Annotated in this window: 28 protein-coding genes and 2 pseudogenes; 10 read left to right on the plus strand and 20 right to left on the minus strand. The window is 71.4% G+C overall.

What is annotated here, in order from left to right:
- Nucleotides 1-2 precede the first annotated feature (2 nt).
- Nucleotides 3-416 carry a helix-turn-helix transcriptional regulator gene (locus ABZS71_RS22730; protein ID WP_355849231.1) on the minus strand — a complete coding sequence of 138 codons (414 nt, stop codon included), beginning with the start codon at nucleotides 414-416 and terminating at the stop codon, nucleotides 3-5.
- A 177-nt stretch (nucleotides 417-593) separates the two neighbouring features.
- Here ABZS71_RS22730 and ABZS71_RS22735 point away from each other — a divergent pair.
- The 3 genes and pseudogenes from ABZS71_RS22735 (at nucleotide 594) to ABZS71_RS22745 (ending at nucleotide 2,946) form a co-directional block, all read left to right on the plus strand.
- A pseudogene (locus ABZS71_RS22735) lies at nucleotides 594-946 on the plus strand (YciI family protein).
- A 38-nt stretch (nucleotides 947-984) separates the two neighbouring features.
- Complete coding sequence (locus ABZS71_RS22740) at nucleotides 985-2,274, plus strand: RNA polymerase sigma factor (protein WP_356212918.1); 1,290 nt, start codon at nucleotides 985-987, stop codon at nucleotides 2,272-2,274.
- Nucleotides 2,275-2,379: 105 nt separating this feature from the next.
- A complete protein-coding gene (locus tag ABZS71_RS22745; protein WP_356212921.1) occupies nucleotides 2,380-2,946 on the plus strand; it encodes a GNAT family N-acetyltransferase in 567 nt (188 codons plus the stop codon).
- Here ABZS71_RS22745 and ABZS71_RS22750 read toward each other — a convergent pair.
- Nucleotides 2,909-3,670, minus strand: a pseudogene (locus ABZS71_RS22750) (NAD(P)H-dependent oxidoreductase); the annotation flags it as partial. The gene ABZS71_RS22745 and the pseudogene ABZS71_RS22750 overlap by 38 nt on opposite strands.
- A 51-nt stretch (nucleotides 3,671-3,721) precedes the next feature.
- Here ABZS71_RS22750 and ABZS71_RS22755 point away from each other — a divergent pair.
- Nucleotides 3,722-4,519, plus strand: a complete 798-nt coding sequence (locus ABZS71_RS22755) for an ABC transporter permease (protein WP_356213026.1) — start codon at nucleotides 3,722-3,724, stop codon at nucleotides 4,517-4,519.
- Nucleotides 4,520-4,530: 11 nt separating this feature from the next.
- On the opposite strand, the gene ABZS71_RS22760 is transcribed toward ABZS71_RS22755, so the two are convergent.
- Nucleotides 4,531-5,142: an NAD(P)H-dependent oxidoreductase gene (locus ABZS71_RS22760; protein ID WP_356212924.1), complete on the minus strand. Its 612-nt coding sequence runs from the start codon at nucleotides 5,140-5,142 to the stop codon at nucleotides 4,531-4,533.
- Between the two features lie 52 nt (nucleotides 5,143-5,194).
- On the opposite strand from ABZS71_RS22760, the gene soxR reads away from it, so the two are divergent.
- Nucleotides 5,195-5,656, plus strand: a complete 462-nt coding sequence (gene soxR, locus ABZS71_RS22765) for a redox-sensitive transcriptional activator SoxR (protein ID WP_356212927.1) — start codon at nucleotides 5,195-5,197, stop codon at nucleotides 5,654-5,656.
- Here soxR and ABZS71_RS22770 read toward each other — a convergent pair.
- Both ABZS71_RS22770 and ABZS71_RS22775 read right to left on the minus strand, forming a co-directional pair.
- Nucleotides 5,640-5,876 carry a hypothetical protein gene (locus tag ABZS71_RS22770; RefSeq protein ID WP_356212930.1) on the minus strand — a complete coding sequence of 79 codons (237 nt, stop codon included), beginning with the start codon at nucleotides 5,874-5,876 and terminating at the stop codon, nucleotides 5,640-5,642. The two genes, soxR and ABZS71_RS22770, sit on opposite strands and share 17 nt — an antisense overlap.
- Before the next feature lie 79 nt (nucleotides 5,877-5,955).
- The gene (locus ABZS71_RS22775; protein ID WP_356212933.1) at nucleotides 5,956-6,621 is read right to left on the minus strand and encodes an ABC transporter substrate-binding protein; all 666 of its coding nucleotides are present in this window, start codon (nucleotides 6,619-6,621) and stop codon (nucleotides 5,956-5,958) included.
- A 146-nt stretch (nucleotides 6,622-6,767) separates the two neighbouring features.
- Here ABZS71_RS22775 and dtd point away from each other — a divergent pair, with 146 nt between their 5' ends.
- On the plus strand, nucleotides 6,768-7,193 hold the full coding sequence (dtd, locus tag ABZS71_RS22780; protein WP_355849249.1) for a D-aminoacyl-tRNA deacylase: 426 nt from the start codon (nucleotides 6,768-6,770) through the stop codon (nucleotides 7,191-7,193).
- Nucleotides 7,194-7,218: 25 nt separating this feature from the next.
- Here the strand turns inward: dtd and ABZS71_RS22785 are convergent, their stop codons facing one another.
- The 5 genes from ABZS71_RS22785 to ABZS71_RS22805 form a co-directional block, all read right to left on the minus strand.
- Nucleotides 7,219-8,001, minus strand: a complete 783-nt coding sequence (locus ABZS71_RS22785; protein ID WP_355849409.1) for a carbohydrate ABC transporter permease — start codon at nucleotides 7,999-8,001, stop codon at nucleotides 7,219-7,221.
- A 158-nt stretch (nucleotides 8,002-8,159) separates the two neighbouring features.
- Nucleotides 8,160-9,530, minus strand: a complete 1,371-nt coding sequence (locus ABZS71_RS22790) for an ABC transporter permease subunit (RefSeq protein ID WP_356212936.1) — start codon at nucleotides 9,528-9,530, stop codon at nucleotides 8,160-8,162.
- Nucleotides 9,531-9,538: 8 nt separating this feature from the next.
- The gene (locus ABZS71_RS22795; RefSeq protein ID WP_356212939.1) at nucleotides 9,539-10,873 is read right to left on the minus strand and encodes an ABC transporter substrate-binding protein; all 1,335 of its coding nucleotides are present in this window, start codon (nucleotides 10,871-10,873) and stop codon (nucleotides 9,539-9,541) included.
- A gap of 20 nt (nucleotides 10,874-10,893) precedes the next feature.
- A complete protein-coding gene (locus ABZS71_RS22800; protein WP_356212942.1) occupies nucleotides 10,894-12,594 on the minus strand; it encodes a glycoside hydrolase family 13 protein in 1,701 nt (566 codons plus the stop codon).
- A gap of 192 nt (nucleotides 12,595-12,786) precedes the next feature.
- The gene (locus tag ABZS71_RS22805) at nucleotides 12,787-14,067 is read right to left on the minus strand and encodes an ABC transporter substrate-binding protein (protein WP_356212945.1); all 1,281 of its coding nucleotides are present in this window, start codon (nucleotides 14,065-14,067) and stop codon (nucleotides 12,787-12,789) included.
- 169 nt (nucleotides 14,068-14,236) lie between these two features.
- On the opposite strand from ABZS71_RS22805, the gene ABZS71_RS22810 reads away from it, so the two are divergent.
- From ABZS71_RS22810 to ABZS71_RS22820, 3 genes are read left to right on the plus strand one after another with little or no spacing between them, the layout of a single operon-like run.
- Complete coding sequence (locus ABZS71_RS22810) at nucleotides 14,237-14,755, plus strand: helix-turn-helix transcriptional regulator (RefSeq protein WP_355849264.1); 519 nt, start codon at nucleotides 14,237-14,239, stop codon at nucleotides 14,753-14,755.
- A complete protein-coding gene (locus ABZS71_RS22815) occupies nucleotides 14,752-15,531 on the plus strand; it encodes an ABC transporter ATP-binding protein (protein ID WP_355849267.1) in 780 nt (259 codons plus the stop codon). Before ABZS71_RS22810 ends, ABZS71_RS22815 begins: the two co-directional genes overlap by 4 nt.
- Nucleotides 15,532-15,536: 5 nt before the next feature.
- On the plus strand, nucleotides 15,537-17,846 hold the full coding sequence (locus tag ABZS71_RS22820; RefSeq protein WP_356212948.1) for an FtsX-like permease family protein: 2,310 nt from the start codon (nucleotides 15,537-15,539) through the stop codon (nucleotides 17,844-17,846).
- 134 nt (nucleotides 17,847-17,980) lie between these two features.
- On the opposite strand, the gene ABZS71_RS22825 is transcribed toward ABZS71_RS22820, so the two are convergent.
- From ABZS71_RS22825 to ABZS71_RS22835, 3 genes are read right to left on the minus strand one after another with little or no spacing between them, the layout of a single operon-like run.
- Complete coding sequence (locus tag ABZS71_RS22825; RefSeq protein WP_355849273.1) at nucleotides 17,981-18,946, minus strand: folate-binding protein; 966 nt, start codon at nucleotides 18,944-18,946, stop codon at nucleotides 17,981-17,983.
- 9 nt (nucleotides 18,947-18,955) lie between these two features.
- On the minus strand, nucleotides 18,956-19,417 hold the full coding sequence (locus tag ABZS71_RS22830; protein ID WP_356212951.1) for a Fur family transcriptional regulator: 462 nt from the start codon (nucleotides 19,415-19,417) through the stop codon (nucleotides 18,956-18,958).
- A 46-nt stretch (nucleotides 19,418-19,463) separates the two neighbouring features.
- Nucleotides 19,464-20,033 (minus strand): FABP family protein, encoded by a 570-nt coding sequence (locus ABZS71_RS22835; protein WP_356212954.1) that lies wholly within the window; start codon nucleotides 20,031-20,033, stop codon nucleotides 19,464-19,466.
- Between the two features lie 258 nt (nucleotides 20,034-20,291).
- Here ABZS71_RS22835 and ABZS71_RS22840 point away from each other — a divergent pair, with 258 nt between their 5' ends.
- On the plus strand, nucleotides 20,292-20,657 hold the full coding sequence (locus ABZS71_RS22840) for a DsrE family protein (protein ID WP_355849282.1): 366 nt from the start codon (nucleotides 20,292-20,294) through the stop codon (nucleotides 20,655-20,657).
- Nucleotides 20,658-20,714: 57 nt separating this feature from the next.
- Here ABZS71_RS22840 and ABZS71_RS22845 read toward each other — a convergent pair whose 3' ends face one another.
- From ABZS71_RS22845 to ABZS71_RS22875, 7 genes are all read right to left on the minus strand, one after another.
- On the minus strand, nucleotides 20,715-20,987 hold the full coding sequence (locus tag ABZS71_RS22845; protein WP_355849285.1) for a DUF3099 domain-containing protein: 273 nt from the start codon (nucleotides 20,985-20,987) through the stop codon (nucleotides 20,715-20,717).
- Between the two features lie 149 nt (nucleotides 20,988-21,136).
- The gene (locus ABZS71_RS22850) at nucleotides 21,137-21,424 is read right to left on the minus strand and encodes a DUF1416 domain-containing protein (protein WP_355849288.1); all 288 of its coding nucleotides are present in this window, start codon (nucleotides 21,422-21,424) and stop codon (nucleotides 21,137-21,139) included.
- Between the two features lie 36 nt (nucleotides 21,425-21,460).
- Nucleotides 21,461-22,300 carry a sulfurtransferase gene (locus ABZS71_RS22855; RefSeq protein WP_355849291.1) on the minus strand — a complete coding sequence of 280 codons (840 nt, stop codon included), beginning with the start codon at nucleotides 22,298-22,300 and terminating at the stop codon, nucleotides 21,461-21,463.
- A gap of 154 nt (nucleotides 22,301-22,454) precedes the next feature.
- Complete coding sequence (locus ABZS71_RS22860; protein WP_350203226.1) at nucleotides 22,455-22,535, minus strand: putative leader peptide; 81 nt, start codon at nucleotides 22,533-22,535, stop codon at nucleotides 22,455-22,457.
- Nucleotides 22,536-22,732: 197 nt separating this feature from the next.
- A complete protein-coding gene (locus ABZS71_RS22865; RefSeq protein ID WP_356212957.1) occupies nucleotides 22,733-23,419 on the minus strand; it encodes a DUF2993 domain-containing protein in 687 nt (228 codons plus the stop codon).
- 85 nt (nucleotides 23,420-23,504) lie between these two features.
- Nucleotides 23,505-24,779: a hypothetical protein gene (locus tag ABZS71_RS22870; protein ID WP_356212960.1), complete on the minus strand. Its 1,275-nt coding sequence runs from the start codon at nucleotides 24,777-24,779 to the stop codon at nucleotides 23,505-23,507.
- Between the two features lie 10 nt (nucleotides 24,780-24,789).
- Nucleotides 24,790-25,065: a MoaD/ThiS family protein gene (locus ABZS71_RS22875; protein ID WP_355849299.1), complete on the minus strand. Its 276-nt coding sequence runs from the start codon at nucleotides 25,063-25,065 to the stop codon at nucleotides 24,790-24,792.
- Nucleotides 25,066-25,162: the final 97 nt, after the last annotated feature.

The following is a 25,162-nucleotide window of genomic DNA, read 5'->3' on the forward strand; positions in this document are numbered from 1 at the left end:
ATTCAGTTCGAAGGTGAGGCGACGTCGGCGTCGGCGGTGAGGGTGCCGTTCTTATCGTCCGAGGCGGTCGCGAGCCCGTTCTCCTTGCGGAACGACTCGTAGATCTGGAGCAGCACCTGCTTCTGCCGCTCGTTGATCGAGGGATCGGCGAGTATCACGCTGCGCACCTCCGCCTCCTCCCGGCCCCGCTCGTCGAGGATCCCCGCCTGTACGTAGAGGGTCTCGGCGGATATCCGCAGGGCCTTCGCCAGCTGCTGCAGAATGTCGGCGCTCGGCTTGCGCAGCCCGCGCTCGATCTGGCTCAGGTACGGATTGGACACCCCGGCGGCATCGGCCAGTTGCCGCAGCGAAAGCTGCGCACTGCGCCGCTGCTCCCGCAGGAACTCGCCGAGGTTGCCGACGTTCAGTGATGCCATGCCTCGATGCTGCCGCATGGGCGCTAACTATTGCAAGCATTTGCTTGCAATAGTGGCGCGCGCCACGTGTGAGACGCCCCGGAGAAAATCCCCGGGTGGTGTCGATCCGGCCGTCTCCCGTTCGACGTACAGGTGAAAGGCGCGGAGAGCCCCCGCCTACCCGATCGAGGAGTCACCATGCCGCGTTATCTGTCGATGATCCGTATCGACGAGCGGAACGCCCCCGCCGAGGGGCCCAGCCCCGAGCTCATGGAGCGCATGGGCGCCCTGCTGGAGGAGATCACCAAGGCGGGGGTGATGCTGGACACGGCCGGGCTCACCCCGACCTCCGAGGGCACCCGGGTCACCTGGTCCGGCGGCAAGATCAGCTACACCGACGGGCCCTTCACCGAGAGCGGGTCATCGGCGGTTACGCCATCCTCCAGGCCAAGGACAAGGCCGAGGCCCTGGCGTGGACCAAGCGGTTCCTGCAGGTCCACGAGGAGTTCTGGACCATCACCGCCGAGGTCCGGGAGATCGCCGAGGGCTGATCCGGTCACGCTTGCCCCGTCCCCGCGCGGCTGCTCTGATGGTGCTCGTGACGGCAGCGAGCGCGGAGGAAACGGCCGAAACCGTCGAAGCGGTCTTCCGGATCGAGTCCGCGGGGATCATCGCGGGTGTCGCCCGCATCGTGCGGGACGTGGGGCTGGCCGAGGAGCTCGCGCAGGACGCTCTGGTCGCCGCGTTGGAGCGGTGGCCGGAGTCGGGTGTCCCGGACAAGCCGGGCGCCTGGCTCATGGCCACCGCCAAGCATCGCGCGATCGATCTCGTACGCCGTAAGGAGACGTACGCGCGCAAGCTGGCGGAGGTCGGGCGGGCCCTGGAGGATGTGCCGCCGCCCGATCCGGCGGACGTCGCGAACGCCGCCGGCGCCGACGACATCGACGACGATCTGCTGCGGCTGATCTTCACCGCCTGCCATCCCGTGCTGTCGACACCGGCCCGGGTCGCGCTCACGCTGCGGCTGCTGGGCGGGTTGACGACGGAGGAGATCGCCCGCGCGTTCCTGGCCCCGGAGCCGACCGTCGCCCAGCGCATCGTCCGCGCGAAACGGACGCTCGCCACGGCCAGGGTCCCCTTCGAGGTCCCGTACGGCTCGGACCGGGCCGCCCGCCTCTCGTCGGTGCTCGAGGTCATCTACCTCATCTTCAACGAGGGTTACTCCACGACCGCGGGCGACGACCTGGTGCGCCCGGCCCTGTGCGAGGACGCGCTCCGGCTGGCCCGCGTCCTGGCGGGGCTGATGCCCGAGGAGCCCGAAGTCCACGGGCTGGCCGCGCTGCTGGAGTTCCAGGCCTCCCGTATCGCGGCCCGCACCGGCCCTGACGGTGAGCCGGTGCTGCTCGCCGACCAGAACCGCACCAAGTGGAACCGTATGCTCATCCGCCGCGGCATCGAGGCCCTGCACCGCGCGGGCCCCGGCCCGTACGCCCTGCAGGCCGCGATCGCCGCCTGCCACGCCCAGTCGATCCGCTACGAGGACACGGACTGGACGACGATCGCCGCCCTCTACGGCCGTCTGATGACGCTGACCCCGTCTCCGGTGGTGGAGCTCAACCGAGCCGTCGCCGTCGCGATGTCGGAGGGCCCCGCGGCCGGCCTCAGGTTGGTGGACGCCCTGGTGGACGAACCGGCCCTGAAGGACTACCACTTGCTGCCGAGCGTCCGAGGCGATCTGCTGGAGCGCCTGGGCCGGGGCGAGGAGGCGCGGACGGAATTCGCGCGCGCGGCATCGCTCACCCACAACGCCCGCGAGCGCGCCCTGCTGCTTCAGCGGGCCGCACGCTCAGGGGACGGCGGCCGGCCCGGACCCTCGTGACCGGGCCTTTCCGGCGTGATCCGGATCGGCTCGGGCCGTTGTCGTACCCCCGTGGTCGAATGAGGACGAGGCAGTTGCCGGTGCCGACAGGCGGGAGGCGGGCGGATGGCCGGAGGGCTGGGCGGGCCGCGGGTGCGGCTCGAGCCGTGGGAGGACATTCCGTCCGACCTGGAGCTGCTGCGCCGTATCAACGCCCCGGAGATGATGGAGCGTCTGGGCGGGCCGGAGAGCGAGGAGCGGATCCTGGCGCGCCACCGCCGCTACGCCGAGCTGTCGGGGACGGGGAAAGGGCGGATGTACCGGGTCGTGCTGCTTCCGGAGGGCGAGGTGGCCGGCAGCATCGGGTTCTGGGAGAGGGAGTGGCGGGAGGCGACGGTGTACGAGACCGGCTGGGCCGTGCTGCTGCCGTTCCAGGGGCGGGGGATCGCGGCCGCGGCCGCCTGGGAGGTCGCCGTGGCGGCCGCGGCGGAGGGCAGTCACCGGTATCTGCACGCGTTTCCGTCCGTCGGCCATCCCGCGTCGAACGGGGTGTGCCGTAAGGCCGGTTTCACCCTGCTCGGGGTGTGTGACTTTGAATTCCCGCCGGGGACGATGATGCGGTGCAACGACTGGCGGCTGGAGTTGGGTGGTGCGTCGAGTAGTGCACGGAAAGGCCCGACCGGCCCGGCATGACCTCGGGCCGCAGCACCAGGCTCTCGTCGTAGTCCCCGCCGTTCTGGCGGCGGAAGGGGATCGGCTCGGCGGTCGGCAGCGCGCGGAGCCGGTCCCGCAGCGCGGCGGCGTGGGCCCGGTAGGCGTCGGCCGGGAGCCGGTCCGCGCCGTGGACGACATACGGCGGGACGACGGAGATGCCGCAGTACCAGAGGGTGCCGTGCTGAAGCGGGAACAGCAGATGGTCGAGGTCGCCGTTGACGCCGCGCGGCCCCATGGCGGCCTCGCGTGCCCCGGCCGTGAGCACCACCATGGCGCGCTTGCCGGCCAGTTTGCCGTCCCCGTAGCGCAGGGTGTGGCCGTCGGGGCCGATGACTCCGTACGCGAAGCCCTTGATGAAGACGCGGTCGAACCAGCCCTTGAGAATGGCGGGCATGCCGTACCACCACAGCGGGAATTGCAGCACGAGCGCATCGGCCCAGGCGATGTTCTCCTGCTCGGCGCGGATGTCCTCGCTCAGCGTCCCGTCGGCGTAGGCGCGCTGCGAGGAGGCGCCGACGATCAGGCGTGCGTCCTTGTCATGGCGGAAGTCGGCGCCGTCCACGACGGGGTTCCAGCGCATGGCGTAGAGGTCGGACAGCCGGCATTCATGGCCCGATTCCCAAAGGGCGCGCATGCCCTCGTCGCGCAAGGCCCCGCTCAGGGAGCGCTGTTCGGGGTGGGCGAATATCCACAACACGTTCATGAAGACCAGCGTGGCGAGCCGGCCCCGGCACCGACGAGTGGCCGGATGGCCATGATGTGCAAGGATCCGGTCAGCGCGCCCCTGGTGGCGACCGGTCAGCTCCGCGCGCTGACCAGCACCGTCCTGACCGGCCGCGCCATCCGGCTGAGCAGGCGCAACCTCGACGCGGTCCTCACCGCGATGCTGCTGCCCATCATGCTGATGCTGGTCTTCGTCTACTTCTTCGGCGGGGCCATCGACACCGGCACGGAGTACGTCACCTATGTCGTCCCCGGGGCGATGCTGCTGTGCGCGGGCTTCGGCTCGGCGAACACCGCGGTCACCGTCACCCACGACATGGCGGGCGGGATCATCGACCGCTTCCGGTCGCTGGACATCGGCGGCACGCCGATCGTGACGGGCCATGTGGCCGCGAGCGTGCTGCGCAACACGGTCGCGACCGCCATGGTCTTCGGGGTCGCCTTCCTCATCGGTTGCCGGCCGGACGCGAGCCCGCTCGACTGGGTGGCCGTGGAGGGCATCCTGCTGATGTACATCCTCGCGATCTCCTGGCTGTCGGCCTGCTTCGGCGTGATCGCCAGGTCGCCCGAGGCGGCGGGCGGGTTCACCTTTGTGATGATGTTCCTGCCGTATCCCAGCAGCGCGTTCGTGCCGATCGACACCATGCCGGGCCGGCTGCACGGCTTCGCCGAACATCAGCCGGTCACCCCGATCATCGAGGCGCTGCGGGCGCTGCTGCTGGACCGGCCGGTCGGCGACAGCGCCTGGCAGGCCCTGGCGTGGTGCGGCGGGATCCTCGCGGTCGCGGTCGCGCTGTCCGGGGCGCTCTTCCGCAGCCGTACGGCGTAAGGGCTCCGCCGTCAGGTGCCGTACGGGCGGGCGGCGCGGGCCGTGCGGAGGGCCTGTGCCCACCAGGCGAGTTGGTCGAGCATGACCGTGGCGGCCGCCCCCGGCCCGGCGGGATCCTTCGGCCGGCCGTCCGGTCCGAAGAGCTCCCCGGCGTTGTGGAAGCTGACCGTGTCGCGGACGGTGACCGCGTGGACCTCGGCGAAGACGGGCCGCAGATGCTCGACCGCGCGCAGGCCGCCCGAGATGCCGCCGTACGAGACGAAGCCGACCGGCTTGGCCTGCCACTGGGTGTAGTGCCAGTCGATGGCGTTCTTGAGGGCGGCCGGATAGCTGTGGTTGTACTCGGGCGTGACCACGGCGAACGCGTCCGCCGCGGCCAGCCGGGGGGTCACGGCCCCCAGCGCCTCGGCGTCCTCGGGGCCGGGCCGGTGGGTGAGGGCCGCGGGCAGCGGGGTCTCGGCCAGGTCGATGACGTCGACGCTCATGTCGTCGCGGAGTCCGGCGTGGTCGGCGAACCAGCCCGCGACCTTCGGCCCGAAGCGGCCCTCGCGGGTGGAGCCGACGATGACGGTGAGCCGGATGGGAGGGGTGGGAGGAGTGGGGATGGCGGTGTCGGTAGTCATGGGAAGAGACTCGTACTTAAAGATAGGTTGAAGTCAAGTTACCCTCGGCGGCATGACGCAACTGACCTGGAAGACCCATGAGCTCACGGTCGGCGAGCTCTCCCAGCGCAGCGGAGTCCCCGCCTCCGCGCTGCGCTTCTACGAACGCGAGGGGCTGATCCACAGCCGTCGCACCTCGGGCAACCAGCGCCGCTACACCCGCGACACGCTCCGCCGCGTCGCCTTCGTCCGCTCCTCGCAGCGGGTCGGCATCCCGCTGGCCAGGATCCGCGGGGCCCTCGCGCTCTTCCCCGAGGACCACGTCCTCACCAAGGAGGACTGGGCCCGGATCTCGGAGTGCTGGCGCGAAAACCTCACCGAGCGCATCGGGCAGCTGGAGAACCTCCGCGACCACCTCACCGACTGCATCGGCTGCGGCTGTCTGTCGATCGACAAGTGCGCGCTGGCGAACCCGCACGACAAGCTCGGCGAACAGGGCGCGGGCGCCCGCCGGCTGCTCAAGTCCTGCTGCTGACCGGCTCCCTGGGCAGCTCCCTCATACGGGCCGGCTCCTCGGGCGTGCGGGCCGGCTCCTCGGGCGTGCCGAGCGGCGAGACGATCGGCTCGGGCGCGCCCGCGTCGGCCGGCGCCGCCCGCCGGGCCTCCGGCCGCGCGGTACGGTGCCGGGCGGCCGGCTGCCGTGGCGTATTTCGCCGAAGTTCGCCGGCCCCGACGACGCTCCCCAGGCTCCGCACGCTCCCCAGGCTTCAGAAGACACGCTCCCCAGGCTTCAGAAGATACGGCGCCGGCCGTCGACGACGCCGGAGCGCAGGCCTACGCGAGCAGGTCGTCTACTTGCGCCTCTCCCTCACGGTATCTGCGCGCGATCTCCGCACTACAGCCGTCGGCGGTGCGCTGCAGCTCCTGCCGCCGCCGTGAGACCCGCTGCTCGTACCCCACGAGCCGGCCCATCGCGCCGTGCAGCTCCTCATCCGTACGGGCCCCCATGTCGGACAGGCCGACCTCGGCCAGCATCTCCTCGGCCAGCCGCTCGTACTCCGCGCCGTGCGGCGTGCCGAGCGTGACATGGCGGGCGGAGGAACGGTGCCGTGAGGGTACGTCCGCGAGGATCTCCGGCAGCCGGTCCACCAGCGCCGAAGACGGCCGGTCCGCCGCCACCGGCGGCGCGGGGTCGTGGCGGTGGCCCAACTCGGCGCGGAGGATGTCGATCCGGCCCTGCAGCAGTCTGCGCACATAGCTCAGATCGGCCTCCTCCCGCTGCGCGGTGCGGCGCAGCGCCCGCAGCTCCGGCAGCCGCAGATCGTGCAGTCCGCCCGGACCGGGGTCCATGGCGTCCATGGCCGCCATGGGCTCCATGGCGGCCGGCCCGGCAGCGGTCACGGCCGCTGAGTCGGCCAGGCGGCCGCCGCGCTGGCTGGGCGGCCGCGCCGGCAGCAGGCTCTCGGCAGCCGTGGGCTGCCCGGTGCCCGGTGTGATCATTGGTGTCCGTCCCCTCCAGCGATGCGTCATTCCTGCTGTTTTTGCCCACATGCACCGCCTGCACGCATCGTGCCACTATGGATGCTCCCTGTGCAGCGGCTCTCCACCCGATCGGCCCCGGATGGACGCACGGCATGATGGTCGGTATGCGTGCTGTGGTACAGAGAGTGAACGGGGCGAGCGTCGTCGTGGACGGCGAGACGGTCGGGGAGATCGTCGGCCAGGGGCTGTGCGTACTGGTCGGGGTGACTCATGACGACACCCCTCAGAAGGCGGCCCAGCTGGCCCGCAAGCTGTGGTCCGTACGGATCCTCCAGGACGAGAAGTCCTGCTCGGACCTGGCCGCTCCGCTGCTGGTCATCAGCCAGTTCACGCTGTACGGCGACGCCCGCAAGGGGCGCCGGCCCACCTGGAACGCGGCGGCGCCCGGCGAGGTCGCCGAACCGCTCGTCGAGGAGGTCGTGGCCCGGCTGCGGGAGCTGGGCGCACAGGTGGAAACGGGCCGGTTCGGAGCGGACATGAAGGTCTCGCTGACGAACGACGGCCCGTTCACGGTGATCGTCGAGGTCTGAGCGGCCGCCGGGGCGGCCGCCTCCGCTATTTCACCGACCCCGCCATGACCCCCTGGACGAAGTGCCGCTGGAAGGCGAAGAACACGACCAGCGGCACGATGAGGGACAGGAAGGCTCCCGGCGCCAGCACCCCGATGTTGCTGCCGAACTGCCGCATCTGCGTCTGCAGCGCCACGGTGAGCGGCTGGGACTCGCTGTCGGCGAAGATCAGCGCGACGAGCATGTCGTTCCACACCCACAGGAACTGGAAGATGCACAGACTGGCGATGGCCGGACGGCCGAGCGGCACGATGAGACGGGTGAAGATCCGCCACTCACTGCCGCCGTCCATGCGGGCCGCCTCCAGCATTTCGCGGGGGATCTCCGCGAAGTAGTTGCGGAGCAGGAAGATGGCGAACGGCAGTCCGTAGGCGACGTGGAAGAGCACGACGCCGGGGATGGAGCCGAACAGGCCGAGCGCGCCGAAGAGCTTGGACACCGGCAGCAGCCCGATCTGCACGGGCACCACCAGCATGGCCACGACCACCAGGAAGACCCAGTCCCGGCCGGGGAACTCCAGCCAGGCGAAGGCGTATCCGGCCAGCGCCGCGATCACCACGACCAGGGCGGTGGCGGGCACGGAGATCGCCACGGTGTTCCAGAACGCCTGGACGATGCCCGAATCCTTCAGCAGCGCCGTGTAGTTGTCCATGGAGAGCCGGTCGGGGCTGGTGAACGCCGTCCACCAGCCGGAGGTGGCGTTGTCCTCCTCCGAGCGCAGCGAGGAGAGGAAGAGCCCCGCGGCGGGCGTGAGCCAGATCAGCCCCATGAGGAGCAGGAACGCCTGGACCAGCCCGCTGCTGAGCCGCTTGGCGAGCCAGGCCGCCGGCCCCCCGCCGGACCGGGCGCGACGGCGGGCGGCGGGCGCCTTCGAGACCGGCGGGGCGGGAGGCGTGAGGGGCTGCGGCCCGGCGCTGTCGTGGAGGGTCATGACTGGCTCCTGCGGAAGCGTCGGATGTTGAGGGCCATGGCGGGGACCACCAGGAGCAGCAGCAGGACGCCGAGAGCGCTGCCGAGGCCCTGGTTGTTGCCGCCGCCGAAGGAGACCAGCCACATCCGGGTGGCCAGCACGCTCGCGTCCTGCTGCACCGGACCCGGCGCGATGATGTAGACGAGGTCGAAGACCTTCATCACATTGATCACCGTCGTCACGAAGACCACGCCCAGCACGGGGCTGAGCAGCGGAACGGTGATCTTCCGGAAGATCTGCCACTCGTTCGCGCCGTCCATCCGGGCGGCTTCGAGCGTGTCACGCGGCAGGGAGGCGAGGCCCGCGCCGATGAGCACCATGGAGAAGCCGGTCCAGATCCACAGGTAGGCGCCGATGATCGCCGGGGTGACGAGCGAGGGGCCCAGCCAGGCGATGCCCTGGTACGCCTCGGCGAAGTCCTTCTGGGGGAGTTGCAGCGCGTAGTCGCCGGAGGGCAGGTCGGAGAACCGGTACCCACCGTCGTTCCCGGTGGTGGCCGTGGCGACGACCTTGCCGTCCCGCACCGCCTCGACCGTCAGCTTCGGCAGCCCGTGCTCGGTCGGGTCCACCCGGCCCGGCTTGCCGCCCCCGCCGAGAGTGAAGTCGATGTAGACGACGCCCCGCAGCTCACCGTGGCCCGCCTGGACCGACGCGGCCTGACGGGCGGGGGTCGCGTCCTTGGGGACGTCCTTGGGAGGGACGCCGACGAGACCGAGATTGACCGTCCGGCCCGGGGACGCGGTGGTCGATGTGCGGTACGAGCCGTCCTTCTGCCGCGGCAGCGCCCGGGGGTCCCGGGGGTGGGCGGTCGGATATCCGGCGGACTCCCCCGAGAAGGTGTCATGGACGCTCACGGCGACCGCGTTGAGCACACCGCGTTCGGGATCCTGCTCGTACGCGACGCGGAAGATGATGCCCGCGGCGAGGAAGGAGATCGCCATCGGCATGAACATCAGGACCTTGAAGGCGGTCGCCCAGCGGATCTTCTCGGTGAGCACGGCGAGGATCAGACCGAGCCCGGTGAGCAGGGCCGGAGCGACGATGACCCAGATGGCGCTGTTGCGGATCGCCTTGAGGGTCGCCTCGTCCTGGAACATCTCGGAGTAGTTGTCGCCGCCGACGAAGCGGTCGCCCGAGGCGTCGAAGAAGCTGCGCCCGATCGAGAACACGATCGGATAGGCGACCAGGGAGCCCAGCAGGAGCAGCGCGGGTAGCAGGAACGCCAGCGCGATGATCTTCCGCCGTCGTGCCGCACGGCTGCGGGGTGTGGCCCGGGACGGGGTGCCGCCCGCCTTCGCGGGCGGCACCTTCAGGGCATTGGCAGGCATCGGAGCAATCAGTCCTTGTACGCCTTGGCCGCGGCGGCCTCGAGCTTGCCGGCGGTGGCCTTCGGGTCGGAGGGGTCCTTCAGGAAGTCCTGGAGGGCCTTCCACTCGCCGGTCCCCACGGTGCCGCCGAAGGCGGCCGGGGCCTGGTCGGACATGTCGAACCGCACGTTGTCGCCCGCGTCCACCAGCGACTCGCCGATCGCGCGGGTGGTCTCGTCCTTGTACGCGCTGGACTGCAGATGGGTGTTGGGGGAGACGAACCCGCCGGCCTTGGCCCACACCGCGGCGGCCTCCTCGCCGGCCAGGTAGTCGACCAGCGCCATGGCCGCCTTCTGGTTCTTTCCGGCCTTGAGCACCACGGCGGCGTCACCGCCGCTGACCACCGGCGGCTTCTTGCCGTCCACGGCCGGGAAGGGGAAGAACCGGGCGTCCTCGCCGACCGTCTTCTTGAACTGGCCGCTGACCAGACCGCCGACGAAGTCGCCCTCGTAGACCATGCCGGCCTTGGGCTCGTTGCCGAAGACCTGCTCGACGGACTCCGGGAAGTCGGTGCGCAGCGCCCCGGACTGTCCCCCGGCCACCAGGTTCTTGTCGCCGAACAGCTTGCCCAGGGTGGTCAGGGCCTTGACCACGCTGGGGTCGGTCCACGGGATCGTGTGGGCGGCCAGCTTGTCGTACATCTCGGGGCCGGCCTGGGAGAGGTAGATGTTCTCGAACCAGTCGGTGAGCGTCCAGCCGTCCTCGCCGCCGACCGAGAAGGCGGGCAGGCCGGAGTCGGAGACGGTCTTGCCCATCTTCAGCATCTCGTCATAGCTCTTCGGCGGCTCGACCCCGGCCTGCTCGAACGCCTGCGGGGAGTACCAGACCGTCGACTTGTGGGACGCCTTGAAGTAGAGGCCGTAGTAGGTGCCGTCGACCGTGCCGTACTTCTTCCACACCGTCGCGAAGGTGGCACCGGCCTTGCGGCTGACCTCCTTCGACAGCGGCTTCAGCCACCCCTTCTGGGCGAACTGCTTGATCACGCCGACCTGGGGCACCATCACCACGTCGGGCGCGTTCCCGCCCTCGATCTTGCTGCCGATGACGGTGGAGACGTTGTCGCCCGTGGGGATGAAGTTGGCCTTGGCGCCGGTCTTCTCGGAGAAGGCCTCCAGGACCTTCTTGAAGTTCTTCATCTCCACGCCGGTCCACACCCCGGCCACGTTCACGGTCTGGCCCTTGAGCTCCTGCTCGCCCGAGGACGACTTGGTGTCGCCTCCGCCGCAGGCGGTCGCGGTCAGGGCGAGGCCGAGGGCGGCCGCCGTCGTCGCCACGGTGCGTCTCATCGCTGCTCGTCTCATCACGGTGCTTCCTTTCGCTGGGTCTATCGGGGGTCGAGGTCGCTGATCCACCACGCCGCGGTGGAGCCGGGGAGGCTTCCGGCGGGGCAGTCGGCGCTGGCCAGCAGCGGGGTGCCGGGAACCGGGGCCGGGACCGGTTCGGTGCCGAAGTTGACCGTGCACAGCAGTCCGTCGCCGCGTACGAAGGCGAGCACCTGGGGCGGGGATTCGAGCCAGCGCAGCGTGCCCTCGCCGAGCTGAGGCAGGCTGCGGCGCAGATGGAGCCCGTCGCGGTACAGGTGCCAGAACGAACGGGTGTCGGCCAGCGCCCGGTCGGTGGCGTGCTGGGCGAACCACTCGGGCTGCGGCAGCCACGGCTGGGCTCCGCCCTCGGCCGTGGTGAAGCCGAACGGGGAGGCCAGCCCGGACCATGGCAGCGGCACCCGGCAGCCGTCGCGGACGTGCCGGCGGCTGCCGGTCCTGCGGAAGATGGGGTCGGTGAGGACCTCGTCGGGCAGGTCCAGCACCTCGGGCAGGCCCAGTTCCTCGCCCTGGTAGACGTACGCGGCGCCGGGCAGCGCCAGCATCAGCAGGGCGGCGGCGCGGGCGCGCGCCGGGCCGAGGTCGGCGGCGGCGCTCGGGGCGTCGGCCGGGCCCGGCGGATCGCCCGCGTACCGGGTCACGGTCCTGACCTGGTCGTGGTTGTTGAGCACCCAGGTGACGGTGGAGCCGGTGCCCGCGATGTCGCGCAGCGCCTCACTGATCACCGTGCGGAAGGCGTCGACGTCCCAGCGGGCGCTGAGCAGATGGAAGAAGAACGCCTGGTGCAGCTCATCGGGCCGGACATAGGCGGCGTGCTCGCGGGCGGTGGGCACGGAGACCTCGCCGACCAGCAGCCGGTCGCGCCCGTCGCGCGCGGTGTACTCCTCGCACAGCGCGCGCCAGTCGCGCCACACCTGGTGGACCTCCGGCTGGTTCCAGGCCAGCGGGTTGACCGAGTCGCGGGACCGCTCGTCCGCCTCGGGGTCGGGGGAGTCGGGGAGTTCGGGGTGGCGGTACAGGCCCGCCGCCACATCGATGCGGAAGCCGTCCACGCCGCGGTCGAGCCAGAAGCGCAGGACGTCGAGGAAGAAGGGGCCCACGGTGGGGTTGCGCCAGTTGAGGTCGGGCTGCTCCGGGGTGAACAGGTGGAGGTACCACTGACCCTCCTCGCCGTCGGCCTCCCGGACCCGGGACCAGGCGGGGCCGCCGAACATGGCGCGCCAGTTGTTGGGCGGCAGCTCGCCCCGCTCGCCGCGGCCGTCCGCGAAGTGGAAGTACTCCCGCTCCGGGCCGCCCGGCCGGCCCGCCAGCGCGGCCTGGAACCAGGGGTGCTCGCTGGAGCAGTGGTTGGGCACGATGTCGACGAGGACCTTCATCCCCAGCCGGTGGGCGTCGGCCACCACGGCGTCGAACTCGGCGAGATCGCCGTAGAGGGGGTCCACCTCGCGGTAGTCGGCGACGTCGTAGCCGTGGTCGTGCTGGGGCGAGGGGTAGAAGGGGCTGAGCCAGATGCCGTCCACGCCGAGCTTCTTGAGGTACGGCAGTCCGGCCCGGACCCCGGCCAGGTCGCCGATGCCGTCGCCGGTGCTGTCGAGAAAGCTGCGGATGTACACCTGGTAGATCACCGCGTCCCGCCACCAGCGCCGCTGCGTGGTGTCCACAGGGGAGGGCGAGGGGCCGTTTCCGGCCGTGGCTGTGAGCATCTGCCGTTACCCGTTCTCAGGGGGCGTGCCCGGCACGCCAATCTTGCTGTTGTGCATGCATGTTAAGTAAGCATGTCGAACAGGTGTCAACGAGAAGGGCAGAAATAGCGAAGAGTTGTCCAGATTTGCGGAGGATTATTCCAGCGCTCGGCTACCTAACATGTAAGTAGCCGGGGTCGGGCGACGGGAAGGTCAGCCGTGGTGGACGATGGCCTCGAGTTCCCGCCTGAGGCGGGTGACGGCCTGATCGGGGGTCTGCCGCTGGGCCAGCGCGTCGTACACGACGGCCTGCACGGCCAGGCTCACCTGGTCGTACCGGGGGCTCTTCGGGCGCGGCTTGGCCGCGAGCACGCTCTTGCGGAGCGTCGGCAGATAGGGGTACTTCCGCACCAGTCCCGGATCGGTGTACAGATCGGCCCACACCGGCGGCAGCGACCCCTCGGTGAGGACCCGGCGCTGGACCGCCTCGCTCGTCAGATAGGCGATCAGGTCGGCGGCCGACTTCTGGTGGGTCGAGTGTGCGTTGATCGCGAGGTTGGAGCCGCCGAGAACGCTGGAGCCGGGACCGTCGGGTCCCGGCAGCGGCACCGCGCCGAACTTCCCGGCGACCGGTGAGGATGTGGCGCCCGCCAGCGAGTACATATAGGGCCAATTGCGCAGGAACAGCAGATGGCCGCTCTGGAAGGCCCGCCGGGACTCCTCCTCCTTGTAGTGGAGGGCCGCCTTGGGGATCCAGCCGTCCCGCACCCCGTCGGCGAGGAAGGCCAGCCCGCGGCGGGAGGCGGCGGAGTCCACGGTGACCTTCGCGCCCTCGTCGCCGAGGATCGTCCCGCCCGCCGACTGCATGGCCTCGGCGGCGTTGGTGGTCAGCCCCTCGTACGGCAGGAACTGGCCCGCGTAGCCGTCGAGCCCGTGGGCGGGGGCGACCGTCCTCGCCAGCCGCCTCAGCTCGGCCCAGGTCCGGGGCGGCTTCTCGCCCTCCTCGTCCAGCACGTCCTTGCGGTAGTAGAGCAGCCCCGCGTTGGTCACATACGGCACCGCGCGCAGCCGGCCGCCGAAGGTCGCGGTGGCCACCACCGGCGGCAGAAAGCGCCTCAGCGGGAACCGGTCGGCGTCCAGCGGGGCGATCCAGCCCGCCGCCGCGAACTCCGAGGTCCACGCCACGTCGATGTTGAGGATGTCGAAGCGGTCGCTGCCCGACCGCAGCCCGGTGACCATCTGGGCCCGCACCTCGTCCGCGGCGTCCGGCAGCTCGACGAGGGTCACCTTCTCCGCCGGGTGCGTCCGGTTCCACCCGGCCAGCACCCCGCGCAGATAGTGGGTCAGGTCCCCGCCGGTCACCAGGGTCATCGGACCCCGGTCGGCGCGCTGTCCCGTCGCCGCGTCACCGACCCGGGCCTGCGCGCCTGCCTGACCTCCGAGGAGCAGTGCGGCGATGAGGAGGCCCCGCCCCGCGGCGTACATCCACCGCATCGGTTCCTCCTTGCGCGCCGGTGCCGGCCGGATATGCCCGGTGTCCGGCACCTGTATACCTGTTAGGCATGCGGGATACTAGACGTCGCAGGAAGATACGAGGGCGATCCGGTAGACAGCCGGAAATGGGCCCTAACGGACATGTACGGCTCGGCGGAGGAGGGCAAGCGTGCGGCTCCCGCTGCTGGCGCTACTGGCACGCGGACCGGCCCACGGCTACGAGCTCAAACAGGCCCTTGAGAAGCTTCTGGGCTCGGCGTACCCTCAGCCCAACATCGGACAAATCTACGTCACTCTCAACCGGCTCCAGAAGTCCGGTCTGATCGAGGGCGAGGATGTTGCCCAGTCGACCCGGCCCAACAAGCGCATTTACCGGCTCACCGACGCCGGGCGCGAGGCGCTGGACGGATGGTTCGAGGAGCCGACGGATGAGCCGCGGGTACGGGACGAGTTCTTCATGAAGCTCGCCCTCGCCCCCGAGACCGGGGCGGCCGACCAGATCTCGCTGATCAACAAGCAGCGCCGCCACTACCTCAACGCCATGCGCGACCTCTCCAGGCTGGCCGCGGCCGAAGACCGGGACAACCGGGTGGCCCAGCTGCTCATAGAGGGTGCCATGCTGCACCTGCAGGCCGACCTCGACTGGTTGGAGCGCTGTCAGGAGGAGCTGGAAGAGGAGCAGAGATGAGCCGCGCGGAACCCTCTGGCGCCGACGCGCCGCTCGCAGGGCCGGTCCTCAGGGCCGAAGGGCTGGTCAAGACCTACCGGGCGGAGGGCGCCGCCCCGGTCGAGGCCGTCCGCGGCGTCGACCTGCGGGTGGAGCGCGGCGAGTTCGTCGCGGTCACCGGCCCTTCCGGCGCCGGCAAGTCCACGCTGCTCCATCTGCTCGGCGGGCTCGACCGGCCGGACAGCGGCTCCATCTGGCTGGAGGGCCGGCAGGTCGACTCCTACAGCGAGGCCCGCTGGGCCGTGCTGCGCCGCAGAAGCATCGGCGTCGTCTTCCAGTTCTTCAACCTGGTCTCCAACCTCACCGTGGCCGACAACGTCGAACTGCCCGCGCTGCTGGCCGGATCCACCCCGCGGCAGGCCCGGGCCGGCCGCGAGGAGCTGCTCGCCGAACTGGGGCTGACCGGCAAGGAGCGGAGCATGCCCGCCGAGCTGTCCGGCGGTGAGCAGCAGCGCGTGGCCCTCGCCCGAGCGCTGGTGAACGCGCCGGGGGTGCTGCTGGCCGACGAGCCCGCGGGCAGTCTGGACAGCAAGGGCACCCGGGAGGTGCTGCGGCTGCTGTCCCGCTTCCACCAGCGCGGACAGACGATCGTGATGATCACCCATGACGCCCGGATGGCCAGCGCGGCGGACCGGGTGATCAGCTTCTTCGACGGACAGGTCGTCGACGACATGGCCCTGGGCGGCGGCGGACGCCGCGGCGGCGGAGTGGCCGACGTACTCGAGCTGAAGGGCTGACCGCGGTGCGGGCCACGCTGCGCTGGGCGCACGCCGACCTGCGGGCGCACCGCGGCGCGGCCCTGCTCACCGTGGGCGCGACGGCCGGGATCATCGTCTCGCTGCTGCTGGCGGGGGCCTTCTTCGCCTATGCGGCCAACCCCTGGCAGCGCGCCTTCACCCAGTCCTCCGGCGCCCATGTGTGGATCCACACCCGGGCCGGCGCGGACGCCGGGTCGCTGGCCCGCCTCGACGGGGTCGAGGCCGCCTCCGGACCCTTCCGTACGGCCCGGGCCACCCTCGAACGCGGCTCCACCCGGGCGTCCTTGGAGCTGCGCGCCGCCGGGCCGAAGGAGCCCGGGACCGCCCGCCCGCTGGTCACCTCCGGCACCTGGCTGACCTCGGGCGCGCACGACGGCATCGTGCTGGAGAGCTCGCTGGCCCGTGCGCTGTGGGCCGAGCCGGGTGACGCGCTGACCGTCCGCGCCCCCGGGGCGAAGGCCCGGACCCTGCGGGTGGCGGGCATCGCGGACACCGCCGAGCCGCACTTCGACCCGGGGGAGACCCCCGGGGTCGCCTGGGTGCTCCCCTCCGCCCTGAAGGCGGTCGAACCGCACCCGGAGCGCCTCGGGCAGGCCATAGGGCTGCGGCTGAAGGAGCCCGCCGACACGGACTACGCGGTGCAGCGGGCGGTCACCGAGCTGGGCGCCGACCAGGTCACCGGCGTCTCGCTGTGGCAGCGGGCGCGGGCCGAGGCCGAAGGGGACGACCGGCTGCTCGGGCAGCTGCTCGGCCTGTTCGGGCTCGGGGCGCTGCTCGCCGCCGCCTTGGCCGTGGGCGGAGCGATCACCACGCGCGTCCGCGGTCAGCTGCGGGACATCTCCGTCCTCAAGGCGATCGGGTTCGCGCCCGGCCAGGTCGTCCGCATGTTCCTCGTCCAGCACCTCGGCCTCTCGCTGCTGGGTGTGGTCGGCGGGGTGGTCCTCGCCGAGGTGCTCGGCCCGCACCTCCCCGGGCGGACGGGGGAGGCGGTGGCGCTGTGGCAGGCGCTTCCGGAGCACGCCTGGGCCCCGTTCGCCATAGCGGGCGGCGCCATCGTCTTCATCGCCGCGGCGACCTGTCTGGCCGCGTGGCGGGCCGGCCGTGTCCCGCCGGTCCCCGTCGCCCGCGCGGCCACGGCCCCCGGCCGGCGGATGTCCGGGACGGCCCGGCGGGCGCTCGGCATGCGGGTTCCGCCCGCCCTGGTGCTCGGCTGGGGCGGCGCCTTCCACCGGCCCGTGCGTTCGGTGGCGGCCATCGGGCGGCTCGCCCTGCCGCTGCTGCTGATCACGGTCGCCGTGGGCGCCTGGACCACCCTGGACGGTTTCGAGAACCACCCCGAGAAGGTCGGGCTCGCGGCCCCGCTCGCCGCGCGCGCCGAGGGCCTGCCCGACGGCAGGGTACGGGCCCTGCTGACGGCGAACCCGGACGTGACCGCCGCCTACCCCGGAACCGAGACCGAGGCGCTGGTCCCCGGCCAGACCGGGACGATCACCCTGCAGGGCCTCGGCACCACGGGGCGCCCCTACCCGTTCTCCGTCGCCGAGGGGCGGCCCGCCCACGGCGAGGACGAGGCGGTGGCCGGGCAGGGCCTCCTCGACCTGCTGGACGTCAAGGTCGGCGACTGGGTACGGATGATGGTCGGCGGAAGCCCCCAGGTGCTCCACATCGTCGGGCGCAGCATCGAACCGGAGCAGGGCGGCCGGGTGATCTCCACCTCGATCGACACCCTGCGCGAACGCGACCCCTCGCTCCATCCGGACTTCTACCATCTGGTGCTGCGCGGCGGGGCCGACCCCGCGGCGGTCAGCGACGCCCTGGCGGACTCCTCGCACGGCCGCCTGGAGGTGCGGCGGATCCCCAACCCCGCCGACCGCCTCTCCGCCGTTCGCGGCGTGACCCTCGGGCTGATCGGGGTGCTCGGGCTGATCGGCCTCGCCGAACTGTCCACCACGATCGGCGCGGAGGTGCGCGACCGACGCCGCGATCTGCTCGCGCTCAAGGCGATCGGGCTGACCCCGCGCCAGATCACCGCGGTGATCGTCGCGTCCATCGGCTTCATCGCGCTGGCCGCGGCCGTGGCCGGTACGGTCCTCGGGGTCTTCGCCTCCGCCTGGATGATCGACCTGCAGGGCCGCAGCAGCGGCATGGGCGCGGGCATCGCCCAGCCGCCCTCGCCGGGCATCCTGCTGCTGATCGGCGCCGCCGCGGTGGCCGGGGCGGTCGCCGTAGCGGCCCTGCCGGCCGCGCGGGCCGCCCGCAGCCGCCTCGCGGACGCCGCCAGCGACGTTCTCTGACCGGCCGGGTGCGGCGGGTCGGGCTTCTCTGAGGCGCCGTCGCCACCCGCCGGGCCGATCCCGCGTCCGGGGGACCCCTCAAGAAAACGCTTGATCTGAAGCAAGTACGGCAGCAAACGACGGCCGGGCACCGGCTACGGCTCGACGACCACTTCCTGCGCCGCCGCCGTGGTGTCCGCGATCAGCTCCGCGTCCACCGGCACATTGCGCTTGACCAGCGCGAGCGCGATCGGCCCCAGCTCGTGGTGGCGGGCCGAGGAGGTGATGAAGCCCAGCTGACGGCCCTCCTCGCCCTCGGAGGCAAGACGTATGGGCGCGCCATGGCCGGGCAGCTTGACCTCGCTGCCGTCGAGATGGAGAAAGACCAGCCGGCGCGGCGGCTTCCCCAGGTTCTGCACCCGGGCCACCGTCTCCTGGCCGCGGTAGCAGCCCTTCTGCAGATGGACGGCGGTGCCGATCCAGCCCAGCTCGTGCGGGATCGTACGGTGGTCGGTCTCCAGGCCGAGCCGCGGCCGGTGCGCCTCGACGCGCAGCGCCTCGTACGCCAGCACACCGATCGGCGGGCCGGCCGCTTCGGCGAAGTCGGTGAGCCGCTCATGCGGCAGGAACAGATCGCGGCCGTGCGGGGTCTCGCGGACGACGGCGTCCTCGGGGGCCTCGGTGATGCTGCCCGCGGGCAGATGCACGATCGCGTAGTCCTCGGTGCGGTCCGCGACGTCGACCCGGTAGAAGAACTTCATGCTCTCCAGGTAGGCGATCAGCCCGCCCTGGCTGCCGGGCTCCACATGGGCCCAGGTCGTCTCGCCGTCGTCGACGAGATAGAGCGCGTGTTCGATATGGCCGTGGGCGGAGAGGATCAGGGCCTCGGTGGCCTGTCCGGCCGGGAGGTCGCTGACATGCTGGGTGAGCAGCAGATGCAGCCAGCTCAGCCGGTCGGCACCGGTGATCGTGACCACTCCGCGGTGGGAGAGGTCCACGAAGCCGGTGCCGTCGGCGAGCGCGCGCTGCTCGCGGAACAGGTCGCCGTAGTGGGCGGCGACGCCTTCGTCGGGGCCCTCGCCGGGGACGGCGCCGGGCAGCGACAGCAAAGGGCTCTTCATGAGCTCAGCCTACGACCCCGCGCCTCGGCCCAGCTCGTCCTCTCCCGCGCTGTGCCTGGCGGTACAGGAGGCGCAGCGGCCGAAGAGCGCGAAGTGCTTCATATCGGTGTCGAAACCGAAGTCCGCCCGCAGTTGACGGGTGAACGCCTCGGCCACGGAGACATCCGCCTCGATCACATCCGTGCAGTCCCGGCAGACCATATGGATGTGGTGGTGCCGGTCGGCGAGATGGTACGTGGGGGCGCCGTGCCCGAGGTGGGCGTGGCTGACCAGGCCCAGCTCCTCCAGCAGCTCCAGCGTGCGGTAGACCGTGGAGATGTTCACGCCGCTCGCGGTGCGGCGCACCTCGGTGAGGATGTCGTCCGGAGTGGCGTGCTCCAGGTGGTCGACGGCCTCGAGCACGAGCTGGCGCTGCGGGGTCAGCCGATAGCCGCGCTCCCGTAGATCGGTCTTCCAGTCGGTGGTCGCCACGGTGCCAGTGTAGGCGGGAGTGGGACGAGCCTCACTAAAAACGGGCTCAGCGGAAGAAGGCGATGCCGTCGTCCGGCAGGTCCATGTCCTTGAGGTCCTTGGCCCACTCACGTGGGTCGATGACCTTCTTCAGATGCGCGGACATGTACGGGCGCAGCTCGACCTCGGGGGTGGTCTTCTCGCCGACCCACATCAGATCGCCGTTGACGTAGCCGTAGAGCCGCTTGCCGCCCGAGTACGGAGGGGAGGCGACGGTGCGCGCCACGGCGTCGGTCGCGAGGTCGATCTGCGGCTTGCCCTCCGCCAGCTCGCCGTACCAGACCTCGGCGACGCCCTGGTCGCGGACCATCACGACCTCGACCTTGCGGTCCTTGTCGATCCGCCAGTAGCCGGACTCGGTCTCCAGCGGACGGACCTTCTTGCCCTCGGAGTCCAGCACCCAGGTGTGCGAGAGGTACTCGATGAAGTCGCGGCCGTCGTGGGTGAAGGTCGCTTCCTGCCCGAAGTTGCACTTCTCGGCGCCCGGGAAGTCCGATACGCCGGCGCCTGTCCAGTTGCCGAGGAGAAAGGCGAGCGGCACAAGGCTCGGGTGAAGGTCGGACGGAATCTCGATCATGAGTTCAGACGATCTGTGGGTGGGCGGTCGTGGCGGCGGGGCGGGGGCGGATCAGCGCTGGCCCTGGTACAGCTTCTGCCAGGTCAGAGCGGCGAAGCCCAGCGTGGCGACGACGACCAGGATCATCAGGGTGGTGAAGACTGCCTCAAGCACGAGCGCGCTCCTCGGAACAGATGACGGACCGCACCCGAGTCTAGTCGGCGGTCCGGAGGGCGGGGCCGCGAGGTGCCGTGAGGCGCCGCGCCTAGGCTTGGCCGCATGGCGAAGAAGCTGGTGATCAAGGTGACGGCGGGCGCGGACGCGCCCGAGCGGTGCTCTCAGGCGTTCACGGTGGCGGCGGTGGCCGTCGCGAGCGGGGTGGCGGTCTCGCTCTGGCTGACCGGGGAGTCGTCGTGGTTCGCGCTCCCGGGGCGGGCGGCGGAGTTCGAGCTGCCGCACGCGGCGCCGCTGCCCGACCTGATCGACGGCATCCTCACGGGCGGCGGCACGATCACGGTGTGCACCCAGTGCGCCGCCCGTCGGGACATCGAGGAGAAGGATCTGATCGAGGGCGCGCGGATCGCGGGCGCGCAGGTCTTCGTGAGCGAGATCATGCCCGACGGGGTCCAGGCGCTCGTCTACTGATCCGGTGCGGGGTCCGGCGCGGAGCCGGTCAGGGGGAGGTCGCTCGGGGAGGGCGGCTCAGTGGCGGTCCGGGCCGTGGCGGTGGTTGTTCTCGTCCAGCTCCCGCCACCACCGGTCCGACTCCGCGTCCCCCGACTCGTCCCACCACCGGTCCCCCGGGCCCCGGCGATTGGCCACGATGGCGGCCACGGGCGGGATGACCATGGCCACGATGCACATCGCGACGGCGGCGGGGACGGACCACAGACGCACGAAGGCCCATGCCGAGATGAAGAGCGTCAGACACGCGCCCATCAGGAAGAAGTATGCGTGGCGGCGTCGCGCGTACATGACTCCAGCGTACGTCCGGGTCCGGTGCGGGAACAGTTCGCGGACGGCCGCGCCGGCCGTGCGCCGACAGCACGGAGGGCCGCACCCCGCCGAGGCGTCCAACCCCGGGGTGCGGCCCTCCGGCCGTGCGTACGACGCGTTGTGTGGCGTCAGACGGTGATGGCGACCTCCGCCAGCCCGCCCTTCTGGGCGACGACCGTGCGGTCCGCGGTGGCGCCCGGGACCAGGGCGCGCAGCGTCCAGGTGCCCTCGGCGGCGTAGAAGCGGAACTGTCCGGTCGCGGAGGTGGGGACCTCGGCGGTGAACTCGCCGGTGCTGTCCAGGAGGCGGACGTAGCCGACGACGGGCTCACCGTCGCGGGTCACCGAACCCTGGATGGTGGTCTCGCCGGGCTTGATGGTCGAGGCGTCGGGACCGCCGGCCTTGGCTCCACACATGGATGTCTGTCCTTACGTTCGGGGAGAGGAGTGAGGTCAGCTGGCCGGGCCGAGCGCGATCGGCACGCCGACGAGGGAGCCGTACTCGGTCCAGGAGCCGTCGTAGTTCTTGACGTTCGGCTGGCCGAGCAGCTCGCGCAGCACGAACCAGGTGAGCGAGGAGCGCTCGCCGATCCGGCACAGGGCGATGGTGTCCTTGGACAGGTCCACACCCTCCGCCTCGTAGAGGGCCTTGAGCTCCTCGTCGGACTTGAAGGTGCCGTCGTCGTTGGCGTTCTTCGACCACGGGATGTTGCGGGACGTCGGGATGTGGCCCGGACGCTGCGACTGCTCCTGCGGGAGGTGGGCCGGGGCGAGCAGCTTGCCGGAGAACTCGTCGGGCGAGCGGACGTCGACCAGGTTCAGGGTGCCGATCGCGTCGAGGACCTCGTCGCGGAACGCCCGGATCGACAGGTCCTGCGGCTTGGCCTGGTACGCGGTCTTCGCGCGGGTGGGGACCTCGGCGACCAGGTCGCGGGAGTCGAGCTCCCACTTCTTGCGGCCGCCGTCGAGCAGCTTCACGTCCTGGTGGCCGTAGAGCTTGAAGTACCAGTAGGCGTACGCCGCGAACCAGTTGTTGTTGCCGCCGTAGAGGACGACCGTGTCGTCGTTGGCGATGCCCTTCTCGGACAGCAGCTTCTCGAAGCCCGCCTGGTCCACGAAGTCTCGGCGCACCGGGTCCTGGAGGTCCTGCCGCCAGTCGATCCGGATGGCGTTCTTGATGTGGTTCTTGTCGTAGGCCGAGGTGTCCTCGTCGACCTCGACGATGACCGTCTTGGGGTCATCGAGGTGGGCCTGTACCCAGTCGGCGTCCACCAGGACGTCACTGCGGCTCATGTTTCTCTCCTCCGGGGCAGTTGCGGCGGTACGGGCACGCTCGGCACGCGGCGCTTCGCGAGGCTGGGTGCCGGCGTACGAGCGGAGTGCGGGAAGGCCCGGCTGGCGGGCCGAAGAGGCGCCGGCCCGGTCGGATGCGGGCCGCGTCCTCATGTCAGACAGTGCGACAGAGCATGGCGGCGACGCGGCACAGGTCGACTGCCCGCCGCTTCGTGAGATCCGCCTGTCGCTTCATGCGTCCGATCGTAGGGACGGACAGGCGGGCGTGTCACCGGCGTGTCGGATGGTGAGACGTGATTGTCCGCTATATGGGATGAGTGGAGAGAGGGCGGCTCCGGAGGGCGGCCGCCGGGGCGCCCGGCGGCGGCGGGCGCCCCTTCCCGTGGACGAGATCGTCTCAGGGGATGGACCAAGCTCTCGGGCGCCGGTCGATCAGCCCGTCAGTGCGACGTTATTACCCGTGACCGACACGTCTATGCCGTCCCTGTCGGTCACCACCGTGTCCAGCCGCATGCCCTGCGGCAGCCCCTCTATCTTCCGGTCGACATCGGTCCGCTCGCGGACCTTCTCCTCCCACTGGGGGATGCTGCCGCCCGGGATGGTCTCGGCGTGCATCCGGATGGTGTCGCCATTGACGATGGTGACCTTGGAGCGGGCCGAGAGGTTGAACCCCAGCAGATTGCCGGTGATCTTGACCTGGTTGCCGCCGGCCGGGTCGTAGCCGACCGTGACCCCCGGGCCCGCGGCCTGCGAGAGGTCCGCGTAGCTGATGTGGGCCGAGCCGGTGGCGCGGTCGGCGGTCGCGGACGAGAAGTTGCCCGAGATGCGGACGGTGTGCAGCTGGGCGTCGAGCTCGGTGACGCGGACGCTGCGGCCGCCCCCCGTGTCCGTGGTCAGCCCGTCCACGCCGACGTCGACCTCGTCCAGCTCCTTGCCGGCGATCTGGGTGAGGAACGGGAAGCCCTTGATCGAGACATGGGGCGTGCTGGTCAGCCCCTGAGAGCTCTTGATCCTGTCAGCGGCCTTGGACTCGGCCAAGTACACCGCGATGCGGTCGGCGGCCACGAAGAGGCCGCCGAGTATCACGACGAGGATCAGAGTGATGCGTAGTGCGCGCATGTGCGTCGGTCCCCCAGGCTCACAGCCTCAGGCGGTCGCCTGAGGCTGTGAGCCTAACCGGAGCCAGGAGCCGGGGGCCGGGCGGTCAGACCAGTGCGCGGCCGATCACATAGACGACGGGCGCGGCGGCCGCGAGCGGCAGCGCCACGCCGGCCGTCATATGGACGAACCGGGACGGGTAGTCGTAGCTCGCCACCCGGTGGCCGATCAGCGCGCAGACTCCGGCCGCGAACCCCAGCAGGGCGGCGGTGGAGGTGCCGGTGCCGGTGAAGTGCCCGGCCCCGACCCCCGCGCCCGTGGCGGCCGCGACCGCGACGACGACGGCCGCGGCGGTCGGCAGCGGCAGCGCCCGGACCAGCACGGCCACGGCCACGGCCGCCGCGCCCACCACGACGGCGTCGGAGGATTCGGCGACCGCCGCCAGATGACCGGCCGCGAGCACGGTGACGGCGGTCGAGGCGACGGCGGCCGTCAGCCCGTACAGCCGCTCGTCCGGTGAGGCATGGCTGCGCAGCTGGAGGACCAGCACCAGCAGCAGCCAGACGCCGAGCGTGCCGATGACGACCGTCGGGGCGTGCACCCGCTCGGTGGCGAGCAGGCCGATGTCGGCGGCCAGACCCCCGGCGTAGGCGAGCGCGATGCCCTGCCGGGCGGGCCACATGCCGTTCAGCCGGAACCAGCCGGCCGCCGTGACCGCCTGCAGCAGCGCCACGACGACGGCGATCGCGGGGCGGCCCAGTGGCGCGGTGGCCGCCAGGAGAGCGGCGATGACGGCGGTCACGGCGGCGGGGGTCAGCCCCGGATGGAGGATCTGGGGGCGGCCCTCCGCGCGGGCCTTCTCGGCGGCGGTGAGCGGCTTGCCGCTGCCCGCAGCGGGGGGCTCGGGCGCGGGCGCGGCGGGCGCGGCGGCCGCGGCGGCCGTACTACGGTCGGCCGGCGCCGGCTCGGCGGGCCGGTAGTGCTGCTGCTGGTACTGCGGTTGCCGCTGGTACTGCTGCTGTGGGTACTGCTGGTGCTGGTCCCAGCCGGGGGCGTACTGGCCCTGCTGCGGCTGCGGCTGCGGCTGCTGGCCCTGCCGGCCCTGCTGGGCCTGTTGGGCGGCGTAGGGGTCCGCGTACGGCTGCTGCTGGTACTGCGGCGGCTGCTGTTGGTATTGCGGCGTCTGGGCGTACCCCTGCTGCTGCGGATAGCCGTCGTACCCGGACCAGGCGGCGGACTGCTGGGCGGGTTGCTGGGCGCCCTGGTCGTATCCCGGATACGGCGTCTCGTACGGCTCGTACGGCTCGTACGGGGGATGGGGCTCGTTCGGCTGCTGCTGCGGATGGTGGGGGTTGTGCGGCTGGTGCGGCTGGTTGCTCATGACCCTGGGGTCACCCTCCTGCGAACGGCGGGAGCACCTCGACCGTGCCGCCCTCGGCCAGTTGGATCGTCTTGTGGTCACGGGTGCCGACGGGGGCCCCGTCGACCAGGAACGAACAGCGCAGCAGCACCCGCGCGAACTCCGGGTGCTCGATGTGCCGCCGCCGGGCCGCGTCGAGCGCCTCGGCCAGCGTCGTCGCGGCGTACGGCTCCTCGGCGGTACCGGCCGCCGCGCGTGCCGCGGCCCAGTACCGGATGGTGCCGGCGGGCGTGTTCTCCATCGCCATCGCGATCCCTTTCCCGTCATCTGCCGCCTCCATGATGACGGGTGCGGGCGCACCCCGGGGACCACGCGCGCCACGGCGAAAATCGGGGCCGTTCCGT

The organism is Streptomyces sp. NPDC005393, assembly GCF_040606675.1.
Taxonomy (GTDB): domain Bacteria; phylum Actinomycetota; class Actinomycetes; order Streptomycetales; family Streptomycetaceae; genus Streptomyces.

Excerpts from the sequence above, each read along its gene's own strand:
- ABZS71_RS22815 (WP_355849267.1), top strand. The coding sequence starts at position 14,752 with ATGAGCCGCGCGGAACCCTCTGGCGCCGACGCGCCGCTCGCAGGGCCG.
- ABZS71_RS22755 (WP_356213026.1), top strand. The coding sequence starts at position 3,722 with ATGATGTGCAAGGATCCGGTCAGCGCGCCCCTGGTGGCGACCGGTCAG.
- ABZS71_RS22840 (WP_355849282.1), top strand. The coding sequence starts at position 20,292 with ATGGCGAAGAAGCTGGTGATCAAGGTGACGGCGGGCGCGGACGCGCCC.
- ABZS71_RS22855 (WP_355849291.1), bottom strand. The coding sequence starts at position 22,300 with ATGAGCCGCAGTGACGTCCTGGTGGACGCCGACTGGGTACAGGCCCAC.
- ABZS71_RS22875 (WP_355849299.1), bottom strand. The coding sequence starts at position 25,065 with ATGGCGATGGAGAACACGCCCGCCGGCACCATCCGGTACTGGGCCGCG.
- dtd (WP_355849249.1), top strand. The coding sequence starts at position 6,768 with ATGCGTGCTGTGGTACAGAGAGTGAACGGGGCGAGCGTCGTCGTGGAC.
- ABZS71_RS22785 (WP_355849409.1), bottom strand. The coding sequence starts at position 8,001 with ATGGGGCTGATCTGGCTCACGCCCGCCGCGGGGCTCTTCCTCTCCTCG.
- ABZS71_RS22850 (WP_355849288.1), bottom strand. The coding sequence starts at position 21,424 with ATGTGTGGAGCCAAGGCCGGCGGTCCCGACGCCTCGACCATCAAGCCC.
- ABZS71_RS22775 (WP_356212933.1), bottom strand. The coding sequence starts at position 6,621 with ATGATCACACCGGGCACCGGGCAGCCCACGGCTGCCGAGAGCCTGCTG.
- ABZS71_RS22835 (WP_356212954.1), bottom strand. The coding sequence starts at position 20,033 with ATGATCGAGATTCCGTCCGACCTTCACCCGAGCCTTGTGCCGCTCGCC.
- soxR (WP_356212927.1), top strand. The coding sequence starts at position 5,195 with ATGACGCAACTGACCTGGAAGACCCATGAGCTCACGGTCGGCGAGCTC.
- ABZS71_RS22825 (WP_355849273.1), bottom strand. The coding sequence starts at position 18,946 with ATGAAGAGCCCTTTGCTGTCGCTGCCCGGCGCCGTCCCCGGCGAGGGC.
- ABZS71_RS22805 (WP_356212945.1), bottom strand. The coding sequence starts at position 14,067 with ATGCGGTGGATGTACGCCGCGGGGCGGGGCCTCCTCATCGCCGCACTG.
- ABZS71_RS22790 (WP_356212936.1), bottom strand. The coding sequence starts at position 9,530 with ATGCCTGCCAATGCCCTGAAGGTGCCGCCCGCGAAGGCGGGCGGCACC.
- ABZS71_RS22860 (WP_350203226.1), bottom strand. The coding sequence starts at position 22,535 with ATGAAGCGACAGGCGGATCTCACGAAGCGGCGGGCAGTCGACCTGTGC.
- ABZS71_RS22745 (WP_356212921.1), top strand. The coding sequence starts at position 2,380 with ATGGCCGGAGGGCTGGGCGGGCCGCGGGTGCGGCTCGAGCCGTGGGAG.
- ABZS71_RS22845 (WP_355849285.1), bottom strand. The coding sequence starts at position 20,987 with ATGTACGCGCGACGCCGCCACGCATACTTCTTCCTGATGGGCGCGTGT.
- ABZS71_RS22800 (WP_356212942.1), bottom strand. The coding sequence starts at position 12,594 with ATGCTCACAGCCACGGCCGGAAACGGCCCCTCGCCCTCCCCTGTGGAC.
- ABZS71_RS22870 (WP_356212960.1), bottom strand. The coding sequence starts at position 24,779 with ATGAGCAACCAGCCGCACCAGCCGCACAACCCCCACCATCCGCAGCAG.
- ABZS71_RS22740 (WP_356212918.1), top strand. The coding sequence starts at position 985 with ATGGTGCTCGTGACGGCAGCGAGCGCGGAGGAAACGGCCGAAACCGTC.
- ABZS71_RS22865 (WP_356212957.1), bottom strand. The coding sequence starts at position 23,419 with ATGCGCGCACTACGCATCACTCTGATCCTCGTCGTGATACTCGGCGGC.
- ABZS71_RS22760 (WP_356212924.1), bottom strand. The coding sequence starts at position 5,142 with ATGACTACCGACACCGCCATCCCCACTCCTCCCACCCCTCCCATCCGG.
- ABZS71_RS22730 (WP_355849231.1), bottom strand. The coding sequence starts at position 416 with ATGGCATCACTGAACGTCGGCAACCTCGGCGAGTTCCTGCGGGAGCAG.